Raw genomic sequence first — 13,841 nt, 5'->3', positions numbered from 1 at the left:
TTTCGAGTGCCTGTCACGACTGCCGCTGATAGCCAGGTGCTGCCAGCCGCTGTTTCAGCACCCAGCCCATCAAGATTCCCCGCCCAGCCATAAAGCCGTTCATGGCCAGCCACAGGCCGTGGTTGTCCCATCCTCGTGTCAGCGCCCAGAGCGCAAAGAAGATTCCCACCGACACCAGCATGGTGTTACGCATGGCGGCTCCCCAGGTGGCGCCCACGAAGATGCCGTCCAGCCAGAAGCCGGCACTGGCGGTGAGCGGTAACAGCAGCATCCACGGCAGATAGGTAATGGCCGTGTCGCGGATATCAGGCAGGTCGGTGAGCAGATGAATCAGCGGCACACCGCCGAGACTGAAGGCTAGTAGACCGAGTGCCGCACAGGCCACAGTCCAGCGCCCGGTGGCGCCAATGGCCTGGCCCAGGGCCTGGCGATCGTTCCTGCCGTGCGCCTCGCCCACCAGGGCTTCCGCCGCGTTGGCAAAGCCGTCCAGCAGGTTGCTGAGCAGCAACAGGAAGGTGATCAGCACTGCATTGGCGGCCAGCACGGCGTCACCCAGCCGGGCGCCCTGGGCGGCGAAGAAAAAGAAGCAGCTTAGCAGGGCCAGGCTGCGTAGAAAGATATCCCGGTTCACCGCCATCAATGCCAGGATGGCGTGCGGCTGCCACAGCCGTTCCTGCCGTGCCGGTGGACGCAGGGCGGCGCGCAGCCAGAACAGGCCGCCGGCCAGCCCCACGTATTCTGCCGTGGCACTGGCAATGGCCACGCCGCGTACATCCAGATGCCAGACTTGTACCAGCAGCACGTCCAGCAGGGCATTGGTGCTGTGCATCAGCACCGTCATCTTCAGCGGCACCCGGGTATTGTGGGTGCCGATGGCGAAACCGATCAGGGCAAAATTGGCCAGCGCCGCCGGGGCACCGAGAATGCGGATGTTGATGTAATCCCCGGCCAGACCTTGCACATCGTCACTACCACCCAGCAGCCACAGGCCGGTTTCCCGCAGCAGTGGTGAAAGGGCAATCAGCGCCAGCCCCAGCCCGGTGGATAGCAACAGGCCGCGCAGTAATACCACCCGGGTGTCCTTCTCGCCGCCCCGCGCCTGGGAGGCAAAGCCGGTGGTGCCCATGCGCAGGAAATTGAACGAGAAATACAGGAACATGAAAAAGTTGCCACCCAGCGCCACCGCCGCCAGATAACGCGGGTGGTCCAGATGCCCCACCACGGCGGTGTCCACCAGCCCCAGCAACGGCGCGGTCAGGTTGGACAGCAGCAACGGCCAGGCCAGCATCCAGATGCGTTGGTTGAGGGATAGACTCATTCAAACTCCGAAAAACCTTTCTACGAAGCCGCTGTAGGAGCGCCTCTTGAGGCGCGAACCGCGTACAAACGCGGAAATTGCCCGCAGGGCAATCAGGAATCCCAGGGCTCGACAGGTTTCTGAAAAGTGGCAAATGGCCTAACGGTACGGTCCTTTCGTGCCGGCCGGTTCGCACCTCAAGAGGTGCTCCTACAGAGAGAAGCCGTCAGGCGGGTTTCCGCAGCAACGTCAGCACAAACAAACTACTGGCGGCGACCACGATGGACGGCCCCACCGGGGTATTGGCAAACCAGCTAACCGCCAGACCGGCCAGTACCGCCAGAGTACCCAGCACGCTGGCCACCGCCGCCATCTGCGCCGGGGTATGGGTCAGGCGGCGGGCACTGGCAGCGGGGATCACCAGCAGGGAGGTGATCAGCAGCACCCCCACGGTGCGGATGGCCCCGGCGATCAGCAGTGCCAGCAACAGCATCAGCAGCAGCCGGGTGCGCTGCACCGCCACCCCTTCCACCTGGGCCAGCTCCTCGCTGACGGTGATGCTCAGCAGTGATCGCCATTGCCACAACATCAGCAGCAGAATCAGGATGGCACCGGCCCACAGAGCCAGGGCATCCTGCCAGCCCACCGCCAGCAGGTCACCGAACAGATAGGCAAACAGGTCCACCTGAATGCCCTCTTGCAGGCTGATGGCGATCACCCCGAGCGCCAGGGTGGTATGGGCGACGATGCCGAGCAGGGTGTCGCTGGCCAGTTGCTGCTGGTGTTGCAGCGCGGTGAGGGCGCCAGCCAGGCCCAGGCACACAGCCACCACCGCCAGATACAGGCTGATATCCAGTGCCAGGCCAAGCGCCGCACCCAGCAAGGCGCCGTGGGCCAGGGTGTCACCGAAAAAGGCCATGCGCCGCCAGACCACAAAGGCACCCATGGGCCCGGACACCAGGGCCACGGCCAGGCCGGCGAACAGCGGCGGCAACAACAGCTCAATCATGGTGGCAATTCCCGTCGTGTTGATGGCCCGGCTGGGCGTCGCCATGCAGATCATGGTCGTGATCATGATCGTGGGTATAGAGCGCCAGGTTGGGGGTGCCGGCACCGGGGCCGAACAGCTCGTGGTAGGCCGGGTCCCGGCTCACCGATTCCGGGCTGCCGGAACAGCACACATGACGCTGCAGGCAGATCACCTCGTCGGTGGCCGCCATCACCAGATGCAGGTCGTGGGAAATCAGCAGGATGGCGCAGCCCAGATCATCGCGGACCGACTTGAGCAACCCGTACAGGGCGTTCTGCCCGGCCACGTCCACCCCCTGGGCCGGTTCGTCCAGCACCAGCAGGTCCGGCTTGCGCAGCAGCGCGCGCGCCAGCAGCACCCGTTGCATCTCGCCGCCGGACAGCTGCTGCACCGCGCGGCGGCGCAGGTGGGCCACGCCGGCCTGCTCCAGCGCTCCCCGCCGGGCGGAGGTGGGGCCGGGCGCGGCAAGCCACAGAAACCGGTCCACGGTGAGCGGCAGGCTGTCGTCGATCTTGATGTGCTGGGGCATGTAGCCCACGCGCAGCCCCTTGCGGCGGTCCACCGAGCCGCAGGATGGCGTGACCAGACCCAGCACCACCCGCGCCAGGGTGCTTTTGCCGGCGCCATTGGGGCCGATCAGCGTGGTGATGCGCCCGGGGGCCAGATTCAGGCTGACCTCGGACAATACGCTGTTGCCACCCAGGGTGACTGACACCGCCTGCACATTGATCAGAGGTTCCGACATAGCAAAAGGGCCCGAAGAACAAAGGCGCAATGATATACTGCCGGCCTTTCGCCTGCACTGAGGGTTAGCTACAAGCTTCAAGCTGCAAGCTACAAGGCGCGAGGAAGACTGTGCCGGCTACCTGGTTATCGCCGCGCTTCAGGCCCAAGGTGTTGCGGCGCGGCAGAAGAGTTGGACGGTTGGTCCGGATTAATCCCGCGCCTTGCAGCTTGAAGCTTGTAGCTTGCTTCCCCCCCAACGTAATTCGAGTTTGAGGAATTCCATGCGCCGTCTCTGGCTGACAATTCTGCTCCTTCTCTCCTCCCCTGCCTGGAGCCAGACCCTGGTCGCCAGTGTGGAGCCCTTGGCCAAGGTGCTACGCGGGCTTTATGGCGGCCAGGTGCAGGTGGAGACCCTGTTGCAGGCCAACCAGAATCCTCATCAGCTGGCGCTGTCGCCGCGGCAGGCCATGCTGGTGCAGCAGGCGGATCTCCTGGTATGGCTGGGCGAGACGGTGGAGGCGCCGCTGGCACCGCTGGTAGCGCGTCGGCAGGGCCCCACCCTCGCCCTGCTGGAGCTGGAAGGTGTCCATCGTCGGGAAGGGGGGCATGATCATGACCACGCCCACCATGATGCGGACCACGGCGACGTCACCCTGGACCCGCACCTGTGGCTGTCGCTGGACAACATGCTGCTGCTGGCCGGGGCGCTGGCACAGCGTTACCCGCAGGGGCTGAATCAGGGTGAGCCGGCCCGCTGGCAGCAGGCCGCCACCGCCCGTCAGGGTGATCATCGCCAGGCACTGGCGGGGTTGAGCGACATTCCCTGGCTCAGCTATCACCACCCCTGGGGTTATCTCACCGAGACACTGGGGCTGGCGGAGCCGCTGGTGGTGTCCCGGCAACTGGACGCGGGGCCGGGCAGTCGTCGGTTTGTGCAGTTGGCCAGCCAGATCCGCGACCAGCAGGTGCGTTGCGCCATCCGCGAACCGGAAGCCCGCGCCACCCTGATCACTCGCCTGTGCCCGGATTGCCAGATACAGCTCCTGGACCCGCTGGGCCGGGACTATCCGGAACTGGATTATCTGACCTGGCGAGACCGGCTGGTGGAAGGGTTCAAGGCGTGTCTGCAAAAGGCGGGTGCGGGCTGAAGCTACGAGCTACGAGCGTAGGATAGGGGAAGGGTGCAACGTTCCCCGTAGTCCGCAATTTCTACGAAGCTGCTGTAGGAGCTATGCTTGCATGGCGAACCCGAGCGTAGCGAGGCGGCAAAGATCAAACTAGCCGCCATTCTTTTCTGAAACCTGTCGAACCCTGAGATTCCTGAGCGCCCTGCGGTCGATTTCCGCGCAAGCGCGATTCGCCATGCAAGCATAGCTCCTACATAAAGACCCCTCCCTCGCCAAGGCTCGGTTCGCGCCGCTCGTCACTCGCAGCTCCTAAAGCTCCCGGATCGGAATCAACGTGGGTGGTGGTGGCGGTGGGGTATTGTCGCGTAGCTCCGGTGGGCGCACGTTTTCCGCCTGCCGTTGGCGCAACTCCTGCTGTTCGTCTTCCAGATAACGACTCTCAGGGCTGACCGCATTCATGCCCCGGCTTTCATCACTGGTATCCAACTCACGTGGTGATTCCAGATACATGGCCTCCAGCTCGCTGCCGTTCAGTGGCTGCGCGGGGATCTGCTCCCGGGTTTGTGGGGCATCATCATCCGGTGGCGCAGAGTCAGGCAATTGTTCTGCCGCCACGGCCAGGCCCGGGGCCATTAACAGGGCAATCATTATTTTTTTCATAACCCGATCATAGCGCTCCCTTACCCGGGGGGAAACCGGCTTGTGAGCGCCATCAAGTGTCAAGGCGGGTCAAAAATTACCGGGCGGGCACAGGGCCATTGAGGCCGTCCGGGAAAACGGTATGCTGGAGCGCTTAATCTGAAACGGGTGCAGGGCCTGGATGGCACAGCAAAATAGCGCACAACCCTTGGCGATGGCCTGCTGGGATCTATCCTGGCTGCTCGACCGTGACACTCGTCACGGCGCCTTTGCGTCGCTGGAAAAAGTGCTCGATGAAACCCAGCAGCGTGGTTTCAATGCCCTGCGCCTGGACCCTTGCCCCCACCTGATTGCCTGCCCGGAAAACGGCGTCCACCTGGACCGTTGCGAACTGCAGGCACCGGGCCATGACCCGGTGGAAGTGAAGATTCGCCATAGCCTGCAGCAACTGCTGCAATCCGCCCACGAGCGTGGCCTGAAGGTGTGGTTCAGCAGCCGCTTTGTGGACGACAGCCGTGCCCGTCGTTCCTTTGTGCGGCGCCCGGAAGATTTTATCGCGGTGTGGAGCGATACCCTGGCGCTGGTGCAGGAATGGGGGTATCTGGATGACGTGGCCGGGGTGGATTTCTGCCACCAGTTCCCCGCCCTGCCCTATGCCCACGGCGTTACCCGCCGGGTATTCAACCGCTCCCCGGACCGGCCTCTGCCGCAGCGCTGGTCCGCCAGCGCCGCCGAGCGCATCGAAGCGTATCTGCTGGAGATTCCCCGCGCCCTGCACGCCCTGTTTCCCGGCGTGCCCATCGGTCTGAGCACCACCACCCGGATCAGCGAGCAGTTGCGGCAACTGGATACCAGTGAGCTGGATTTTCTCGATTTCAGCCTGTGGCTGGATGATGATCCGCGCTATCGGCTGGCCAGTGGCGAGGCGGTCCCCATGACCGGGCTGGCCCGGCGTCTGGCCAGCCCGGTGAAGCAGTTATTACTGGATGCCGGTGGCATGCACTGGCAGCGGCGCATGGAAGACCAGTTACAGCGTCGCATGGCCTTTACCCGCCTGCGGCGGCTGCAGCCGGTGATCGGTGAAGGCTTCGTGCGCCAGCCCCGCGATCTGCGTCGCCTGCCCACGGGCTGGGCGGACCTGCACGAAATGATGGTGGTCAGCGCCCTCACCCAGGGCGTGGAAGCCATGACCCCCACCTCGTTGGCCTGCCCGGCCTACGACTGGCTGTGGCGGGAAGAAGAATACCTGGCGCACCTGAATCACCTGATCCTGTCCGGGTCGGAATAATCCCTCGCCCTCTATTTCCACCACAGAGCTCACAGAGAACACAGAGCGAATGTAGGGGCGCCGCTGGCGGTGCGATTCACCTGGGTTTGAGTTACGAGTTGCGAGAAGCGAGTTTCGAAAATCAAAATCGCCGCGATTTTTCGCACCGCCAACAACAAAGCAATGTTTCCCTCAGTGAACTCTGTGCCCTCTGTGGTAAAAGCTTTTCGCTCCTCGCAACTCGTAACTCGCTCCTGGTCCTCTACCCCGCCAACGCCTCAATCCGCCACTGAAAAATCCGCGCAAACTCCTCCGGGTCCTTGCTGCCCTGCCCCTCACTGTGTGCCGACACCGGCCCGGCCAGTCGCGACAGCCAGAAGCGCAGCGCCGCCACCGCCAGCGCTTCCAGTAACAGGCTGTCATCCAGCTGGCCGCCATGGCCGCGATAGCCTTCCAGCAATGCCTGCTCCCGCTCTGCCACCGGCTTGCCGTGACTGTCCACACACCAGTCGTTAAGGGTCACCGCCAGATCGTATTCCGGGTAATCCAGGCAGGCGTTGTAGAAGTCCAGCAGGGCGCTGATGCGGCCCTGTTGCCACAGCAGATTGTCGCGGAACAGGTCGCCGTGGATCAGGGTGGTGCCGGCGGGGCGTGCCTGCCAGTCGCTCAATAATGCCGCGGCTCCCTCGCGGTGGTCGCCCGGCAGCTGGCTCAGCTGAGCGGCCAGCATCGTCAGCCGCTGACGTTCATCGGGCAGGGTCTGCAGGGGGCCGGTATCACATTGATGCAGCTGTGCCAGGAGCGCGCCCACCTGCCGGCAGCGGTCCAGATCCACGGCAAAATCATGCTTGCCGGGCAGGCGTGGCATCAGCACCGCCGGTTTGCCGGCGACCGTGATCTGGTGCTGGCCGTCATGATTCGTCAGCGGTGCGGGCACCGGCAGGTCCTGTTCGGCCAGGTGAGCCAGCAGCACCAGATAGGGGGCGAGGGCGTCGTGGTCCAGGGTTTCGAAGACCGTCAGCACCAGTGGCGCGGGCTGCTGGTGGCGATCCTCTGCTTCGATCAGGAAGGTGCTGTTCTCGATGCCGTGGCTGGCCGCCCGGAAATCCAGCAGCCGGTAGCCGTAACTATCCAGAACGGTGGCAAGCTGACTGTGACTGAGCGGCGTATAAACAGACATGGGTTTCCTTGTCGGCAAAAAGGCCGCAGATGACCGGACTCTGCGGGCGAGCAATGGTATAAGAGCCTATCCAGGAACTCTATACAGTCGCGTTGCCGCTAAAAATGGCTCCAGGCAAGGCATGAACCGCAGGGCCTGACGGGTCAAGTTCAAGGTTCATAACACAGCATGGGGCCATTTTTAGCGGCAACCCGAAAGGCCGGGCCCCTTTTGCCGCCAGCCCGCGATTGCTCTTGTTTATGTAGAATAACGACATGGCACAATCGCAATCACGACCTGACGACCCTCTTTACCGTGTAAGGAAGGACTCCGGCGCGACTGTGTAGAGTTCCTGGATAGGCTCTAACACGCCATGAAAATGACGACGCATCTCCAACAATAACAAAAGGACGACTTGCCATGCGTTACGGGATTCTGTTTTTCGGTCTGCTGTTTGCTGCCACCAGCCAGGCGGACGGTGTGGCGCACTATCAGGACCAGCGTTTCGGCTATGTGGCCGGCAACCTGATGAATATCACCCTGGATTACGACAGCCGTGAGCTGACCCCCACCGGGGTGGGCGTGCGCCTGGGTGGCATGATCGACCCGCACTGGGGGGTAGAGTTGCGCGCCGCCGTGGCGCCCTCTGGCGATACCTGGCGGGCAGAGAACAGCCGCAACAAGGTGGATTACACGGTAGATCACATCGGCGCCCTGCTGGCCACCGGCCGGCTGCCGTTCCAGTCGCCGATCACCTTGCCCGTCGTGGATGCCTATGTGGATGAATTCTTCGTGCAGGGTTTTGCGGGGATTGCCGATGTGAAGGTGAAAACCAACCGGCGCCGTTGCAATGCAACACGCTGCCGCGATGATGTCTCGCGCAACGACGACACCAGCCTGGCCTTTGGCGCCGGTGTCGGCGTGCGCACCAGTTTCAATCTGGGGCTGACGCTCCAGTACATGCAGTACGTGGACAAGGATTACATCACCGTGACCGGCATCGAAGGCGGTCTGGAGTGGTATTTTTAGTGACGCTTCATGCTGCCTGCTTCACACAACACGGTGAAAGGCGGCAGTGACAGAGAGGAAAATCGATGAATCCTGCAGTATTCGAGCGTGGCGCGGTGCGCGCCCTGATGAGCCTGCCCGGTGCCGTGCTGGACAAGCTGTCCGCCGGCCTGGAAACCCACAGCCGCTCCCATCTGGATTCCCGCCTGCGCTTCCTGCTGGCGCTCAGCGCCGCCAAGCCGACGCTGGACAGTGGCACCGTGGAACAGGCTCGCCGCCTGTACCGTGATGTCATCAATCTGCTGGATGTGGCGCCGGTGTCATTGCCCGTGGTGGTGGATCACCAGGTGTCGCTGGACGATGGCAGCCAGATGCGGGTGCGGCGTTATCGCCCGGCCCTGGCACCGCGGGTAGCGCCGGCCATCATGTTCATGCACGGCGGCGGTTTCACCGTGGGTGGCGTGGACGAGTATGACCGTCTGTGCCGCTACATTGCCGACCGCACCAATGCGGTGGTGTTGAGTGTGGATTACCGCTTGTCCCCGGAACATCCGTCCCCGGTGGCGGCCGATGACTGCCTGGCTGCCTGGCGCTGGCTGCTCGATAACACTGCTGCCATGGGGCTGGACCCGCAGCGGCTGGCGGTAATGGGCGATAGTGCTGGCGGCAATCTCAGCACCGTGGTCTGCCAGCAGGCCAAACAGGCCGGCCTGGCCCTGCCCGCCCTGCAAGTGCTGATCTACCCCACCACCGACGGCGCCCTCAAGCACCCGTCGGTGCAGACCCTGGGGCAGGGTTTCGGGCTGGATCTGGCCTTGCTGACCTGGTTCCGTGCCCAGTTCATTCAGGACCCGGCACTGGTCGAAGACTATCGCGTCTCGCCCTTGCGTAACCCGGACCTGAGCGGCTTGCCGTCGACGCTCCTGATCACCGCCACTGACCCGTTGCGCGATGAAGGGCTGGAATACGGCGAAAAGCTGCGGGCGTCAGGGGTGGATGTCACCTCACTGGATTACCCGCAACTGGTCCACGGTTTCCTCACCATGGGCGGCGTTATCCCCGCCGCCCGCAAGGCCGTCAACGCCATCTGCGACGCTACTGTCCAGCGGTTGTGATTCAGCTACAAGCTTCAAGCCGCAAGCTACAACGCGATAAGGAACAGTGCATTCACGAACCATAGAGGCCGCGACCACACATTGGGCGCGGCCTCTATCCTTGAAGATACAGAAAGAGGTGATCCGCGTTGCAGCTTGCGGCTTGCGGCTTGTAGCTTGCAGCTCGCTCTTAAAACTCCCCCACAAACTGATTATAAAACTGCCGCGCCGTGCGCCCGGAGCGCACGCCTTTCTCCATGGAAAACCGCCGGGCGCGCACGTGTAATTGATCCCGGTCCGCCACTTCACCAAACAAATGATCGACGATCTCGAAATACTGCGGCTCGCTGATCGGATAAAAACTCAACGCCAGCCCGAAACGATCGGACAGGGAGATCTTTTCCTCCACCACATCACCGTGATGAATCTCCCGGCCCACCACCTGACTCTGCTCGTTGTCCTTCATGTATTCCGGCACCAGATGGCGGCGGTTACTGGTGGCGTACAGGCGCACATTTTCCGGCGGCAGTTCCAGGGAGCCCTCCAGCACGCTTTTCAGGTGCTTGTACTGGTTTTCCCCGTCTTCAAACGACAGGTCATCGCAGTAGACGATAAAGCGCTGACTGCGCTCGCGGATATCATCGACGATGTCCGGCAGATCCTGCAGGTCATCCTTGTCCACCTCGATCACTCGCAGCCCGCGCGGCGTGAACTCGTTTAGCAGCGCCTTGACGATGGACGATTTGCCGGTGCCCCGGCTGCCCCACAGCAGCACATGGTTACAGGGTTCACCGCGCAGAAAGCGCTCCGTGTTCTGCAGGATTTTCGCTTTCTGGGTATCGATGCCGAGCAGATCGTCCAGCCGCACCGGGTCCGGCCGGCTCACCGGTCGCAGGGTGCCGGAACGGCCACGCCAGATAGCGGCGGGAATGTTTCGCCAGTCGATAGTGGACGCCATGGAAACCTCATAAAGAGTAAAAAGAGCGGGAAAGCAGTTTACGGTCTGGCGGGTGCGGTTGCGAGAGACGCAATTACTGGGTGAAGCCCGGGTAGAAAACCCATTTTTACCACAGAGGGCACAGAGTCACAGAGGGGTTCAGGTTTTGCTTTTTTTTGCCGCAGCAAAACGAGAAAGGTTGACGTTTTCTGCATGCCATAAAGAAAGCATGAAATGGTTTTTCTCAGTGCCTCTGTGTCCTCTGTGGTAAAAGGTTTTTTGCAGATGCTGTAGCCTCAATAGATACGAAGCATGCGCCGGACGCGAACTTTATCTATCCTTGGGGTTCACAAGGTGTGCCGTCACCTGCCGGTGACGGAAAATTTCAGGAGATCGTCAATGAAAGCTGTTGCCCTGGTTGTGCCCGCTTTTGCCTTGCTGGTTACCGCCTGCGCCACCCAGTACGACACTGACTACCCCGCCGGGTTGCCGGAAGGCACCACGACTTGCCCGGATGATCCGCCCCAAGCCTGCACCATGGATTACCGCCCTGCCTTCGGCTATGACGAGCAAGGTGGCATCCTCGGCGAATACGGTAATGCCTGTGGTGCCTGCGCCACCGACGGGGTGAAATACACCTCGCCCAAACAGCTTCCGAAACCGGCCGCTGCCCCGGACGACAACTAACCTCGAGGTCGCCCCTTGCCCAAGGCCCTGACCCTGCTGCTGGATTTTGACGACCAGTACCGTCGCGATGTGCAACAGAGCCACGCCTTTCTGCACCGCCGCGACCGTCGCTTTGCCCAGCAGCAGGAAGAACACAAACAGCCGCTCACCGTGCCCGCCTGGCTGGCGGCCCTGCATGCCCTGAACGGCCAGCGCCGTGAATCCGGCGCCGACCCGCGCCTGCGCCACTGGCGCCAGGCCCGCTGGGTGTTTGCCGGCCTGGGCGCGCTGCTGGGGGTGGGCTTCATGCTGGGCCTGCTCTGGTATGACGGCAGCCGGCAGATCAACCTGACCCTGCTGATCGGCCTGGTGGCCCTGCAACTGCTGCTGGCCCTGTTTACCAGCCTGCAGGCCTGGCTGGGCTGGCAGCCCTGGGGCAGCCTGCTGGGGCCGCGCCAGGGCGACGATCCGCTGGCGCCCTTACGCCCGGCCCTGTGTGCCCGCATCGCTCACACCGGCGGCCTGTTATTTGCCATCAGCGGCCTGCTTACCCTGCTGGCCCTGGTGGTAGTGCAGGATCTGGCCTTCGGCTGGAGCACCACCCTGCAGACCTCCGCCGACGGCTATCACCAGATGGTGGCGGCCCTGGCTCAGCCCTGGCAGACCCTGTGGCCGGCAGCGGTACCCTCGGCGGAGCTGGTGAATGCATCGCAGTTCTACCGGCTTGCGGATACCCCTGCTGACAATCCAGCCCTGCTGGGCACCTGGTGGCCCTTTGTGCTGATGCTGTGGCTGGTCTATGTGCTGCTACCCAGATTGCTCCTGCTGATGCTGGCGGCCCTGCAATTGCGCTGGCAGGCAGGCCGGGCCCTGCGCGCCCACCCGGGCTGGCAGGGGCTGTTCTACCGCTTCGAGACCCCCTGGGTGGAAACCCGTGGCCAGGAAGAAACCCAGCCCGCCCCGGCGGCGGCGCAAACGGTACTGTCACCCCTGCCGGACAGCGCCACCCTGATCCACTGGGCCGGCGCGGCCATGGAGGCCGCTTCGCTGTTGCCTCGACTCAGTCGCGACCCGGCGCCGCTTCAGCGCCGTGCCGGAGGTAACAATTCCCTGGATGAGGATGCCCAGGTGCTGGAACAGACCGGCGCCCGCAATCAACCGGTGCTACTGATCACCCGGGGCTGGGAGCCGCCCACCGGTGAACTCAGCGATTTCATTGTCGATGCCCGCGACCACTGGCCCGCCGCCACCCTGCTGGCCCTGGTGCCGCTGGCGGACGAACAGGGCGCCGCGCTCACCGATGCCGGGCTGCTGGCCCAGTGGCAGCGCTTTGTGGACCGCCAGGGTGACAGCCAACTGCTGCTGTGCGCCCCCCGGGAACAGGAACAACCATGAACGAAACGGCCCAACAACAGCCCCGCTTTGCCGTGGTCGGCCACCCCAACAAGGGCAAGTCCAGCGTGGTGGCTACCCTGGCCCAGAACGACTCCATTGCCATCGCCATGGAGCCGGGCACCACCCGCGACAGCCACCGTTACCCCATGAAAGTGGACGACGTCACCCTCTACGAGCTTATCGACACCCCCGGCTTCCAGCGCCCGCGCAAGGTGCTGGCCTGGCTGCAGGGCCACAGCCTGTCCGCCTCCGACCGCCCGGACACCGTGGCGGCCTTCGTCACCCAGCATGGGGATGATCCGCGCTATCACGACGAATGCGAGTTGCTGCGGCCCATCGTGGAAGGCGCCGGCATTATCTATGTGGTAGATGGCTCGGTGCCCTACAACCGCGAACACGAAGCGGAAATGAACATCCTGCGCTGGACCGGCCGGGCCAGCCTGGCGCTGATCAACCAGATCGGCAGCGACGATCACAGTGCCGATTGGGAAGCGGCCCTGGGCCAGTACTTCCAGATCGTGCGTCGCTTCGACGCGGTCCACGCCCCTTTCGAAAAGCACCTGGACCTGCTGCGCAGCTTCGGGCAACTGGCCCCGGACTGGCGCGAACCCCTGGATGCGGCGCTGGAATACCTGCAGGCCCTCAAATTCGGTCGCGACAGTCAGGCCCTGGAGCGCATCGCCGATGCCCTGATCGACATGCTCGGCCATCAGGAAAGCACCCGTCTGGGCGAACACGAGCCCGCCAAGCCGCTGTTGCCCAAGCTGCGCCAACGCTGGCAGAACTGGCAGCGCGAGCGTGAGCAGCGGCTGCGTCGAGGGGTGGAAGACCTCTACCAGCATCGCCGCCTGCAACGGCAGGAAAGTGACCTGCTCACCCCGGACGATGGCGACCTGTTCAGCGAACGCACCCGCCAGCTCTGGGGCATCAGCAAGACCCAGCTGGCCGCCGCCGGTTTCGGCGCCGGTGCGGTGGGCGGCGCCGGCCTGGATGCGGTGACCCTGGGACATTCCCTGGGCACTGGCGCCCTTATCGGCGGCCTGCTCGGCGCTGCCGGCAGCTACTACTACGGCGACAAACTCACCCGCCTGAAACTGGGCCCGCTCAGTGGTGGCTTCCGCGAAGCGGTCTATGGCCCTCTGAAAGACCCCCAGTTCGCCTATGTGGTACTGGGCCGTGCCCTGGTGCACAGCTACGAGGTGAGCCAGCGCAACCACGCCGGCCGCGATGTGCTGGCGGTCAACGACGCCGGCGAACACTGGCTGGAGCACATGGACCGCAAGGACCGCCAACGCCTGCACAAGACCCTGCAATCCCTGGCCAACCGCAAGTTCGAACCCGGCAAACGCCAACGGCTGATCGAGCAGCTGGAACAGGCGCAGCAGGCGTTCGCGCGCTGGCAGATGGAGCAGTTTGAGGGCGGTTAACAGTTAACAGTTAACAGCGACGCGGTTTGGCGTGGGTTCCGGTTTTCAAGGCCAGGGGCCGCGCACCCA

At 63.5% G+C, this 13,841-nt stretch carries 13 protein-coding genes; 7 read left to right on the top strand and 6 right to left on the bottom strand.

Annotation, left to right across the window (positions count from 1 at the left end; all coding sequences use genetic code 11):
- Positions 1–13: 13 nt before the first annotated feature.
- The 3 genes from ACMG4N_RS02185 to znuC all read right to left on the bottom strand — a co-directional run bounded on the left by ACMG4N_RS02185 (position 14) and on the right by znuC (position 3,072).
- Positions 14–1,318 (bottom strand): MATE family efflux transporter, encoded by a 1,305-nt coding sequence (locus ACMG4N_RS02185; protein WP_414432781.1) that lies wholly within the window; start codon positions 1,316–1,318, stop codon positions 14–16.
- A gap of 205 nt (positions 1,319–1,523) precedes the next feature.
- Positions 1,524–2,306: a zinc ABC transporter permease subunit ZnuB gene (gene znuB / locus ACMG4N_RS02180; protein ID WP_297768082.1), complete on the bottom strand. Its 783-nt coding sequence runs from the start codon at positions 2,304–2,306 to the stop codon at positions 1,524–1,526.
- On the bottom strand, positions 2,299–3,072 hold the full coding sequence (gene znuC / locus ACMG4N_RS02175) for a zinc ABC transporter ATP-binding protein ZnuC (protein WP_414432780.1): 774 nt from the start codon (positions 3,070–3,072) through the stop codon (positions 2,299–2,301). The genes znuB and znuC overlap by 8 nt, the downstream gene beginning before the upstream one ends.
- Positions 3,073–3,334: 262 nt before the next feature.
- On the opposite strand from znuC, the gene ACMG4N_RS02170 reads away from it, so the two are divergent.
- Complete coding sequence (locus ACMG4N_RS02170; RefSeq protein ID WP_414432779.1) at positions 3,335–4,201, top strand: metal ABC transporter solute-binding protein, Zn/Mn family; 867 nt, start codon at positions 3,335–3,337, stop codon at positions 4,199–4,201.
- Between the two features lie 288 nt (positions 4,202–4,489).
- Here ACMG4N_RS02170 and ACMG4N_RS02165 read toward each other — a convergent pair whose 3' ends face one another.
- Positions 4,490–4,840 (bottom strand): hypothetical protein, encoded by a 351-nt coding sequence (locus ACMG4N_RS02165; protein ID WP_297765247.1) that lies wholly within the window; start codon positions 4,838–4,840, stop codon positions 4,490–4,492.
- Positions 4,841–5,000: 160 nt separating this feature from the next.
- Between ACMG4N_RS02165 and ACMG4N_RS02160 the strand changes: the two genes are divergently transcribed.
- A complete protein-coding gene (locus ACMG4N_RS02160; protein WP_414432777.1) occupies positions 5,001–6,107 on the top strand; it encodes a cellulase-like family protein in 1,107 nt (368 codons plus the stop codon).
- 241 nt (positions 6,108–6,348) lie between these two features.
- Here ACMG4N_RS02160 and ACMG4N_RS02155 read toward each other — a convergent pair whose 3' ends face one another.
- Positions 6,349–7,266 carry a homoserine kinase gene (locus ACMG4N_RS02155; RefSeq protein ID WP_414432776.1) on the bottom strand — a complete coding sequence of 306 codons (918 nt, stop codon included), beginning with the start codon at positions 7,264–7,266 and terminating at the stop codon, positions 6,349–6,351.
- A 399-nt stretch (positions 7,267–7,665) separates the two neighbouring features.
- Here ACMG4N_RS02155 and ACMG4N_RS02150 point away from each other — a divergent pair, with 399 nt between their 5' ends.
- Positions 7,666–8,274 carry an outer membrane beta-barrel protein gene (locus tag ACMG4N_RS02150; RefSeq protein ID WP_297765255.1) on the top strand — a complete coding sequence of 203 codons (609 nt, stop codon included), beginning with the start codon at positions 7,666–7,668 and terminating at the stop codon, positions 8,272–8,274.
- Positions 8,275–8,339: 65 nt separating this feature from the next.
- Positions 8,340–9,368: an alpha/beta hydrolase gene (locus tag ACMG4N_RS02145; RefSeq protein WP_349380107.1), complete on the top strand. Its 1,029-nt coding sequence runs from the start codon at positions 8,340–8,342 to the stop codon at positions 9,366–9,368.
- A gap of 169 nt (positions 9,369–9,537) precedes the next feature.
- Here the strand turns inward: ACMG4N_RS02145 and ACMG4N_RS02140 are convergent, their stop codons facing one another.
- Entirely contained in the window at positions 9,538–10,305 is a 768-nt protein-coding gene (locus tag ACMG4N_RS02140; protein ID WP_297765262.1) for an ATP-binding protein, read from the bottom strand.
- 378 nt (positions 10,306–10,683) lie between these two features.
- Between ACMG4N_RS02140 and ACMG4N_RS02135 the strand changes: the two genes are divergently transcribed.
- From ACMG4N_RS02135 to ACMG4N_RS02125, 3 genes are read left to right on the top strand one after another with little or no spacing between them, the layout of a single operon-like run.
- A complete protein-coding gene (locus ACMG4N_RS02135) occupies positions 10,684–10,971 on the top strand; it encodes a hypothetical protein (RefSeq protein WP_297765265.1) in 288 nt (95 codons plus the stop codon).
- Between the two features lie 15 nt (positions 10,972–10,986).
- A complete protein-coding gene (locus tag ACMG4N_RS02130; RefSeq protein ID WP_297765268.1) occupies positions 10,987–12,345 on the top strand; it encodes a DUF2868 domain-containing protein in 1,359 nt (452 codons plus the stop codon).
- Positions 12,342–13,772: a GTPase/DUF3482 domain-containing protein gene (locus ACMG4N_RS02125; protein ID WP_414432773.1), complete on the top strand. Its 1,431-nt coding sequence runs from the start codon at positions 12,342–12,344 to the stop codon at positions 13,770–13,772. Before ACMG4N_RS02130 ends, ACMG4N_RS02125 begins: the two co-directional genes overlap by 4 nt.
- The last annotated feature ends 69 nt before the right edge of the window (positions 13,773–13,841 follow it).

Origin of the sequence: Alcanivorax sp. IL2 (genome assembly GCF_047495475.1) — a bacterium.
In the GTDB taxonomy this organism is placed as follows: Bacteria; Pseudomonadota; Gammaproteobacteria; order Pseudomonadales; family Alcanivoracaceae; genus Alcanivorax.
Note: the sequence above shows the minus strand (reverse complement) of the source record. Positions and strands in the feature narration are given on the sequence as shown.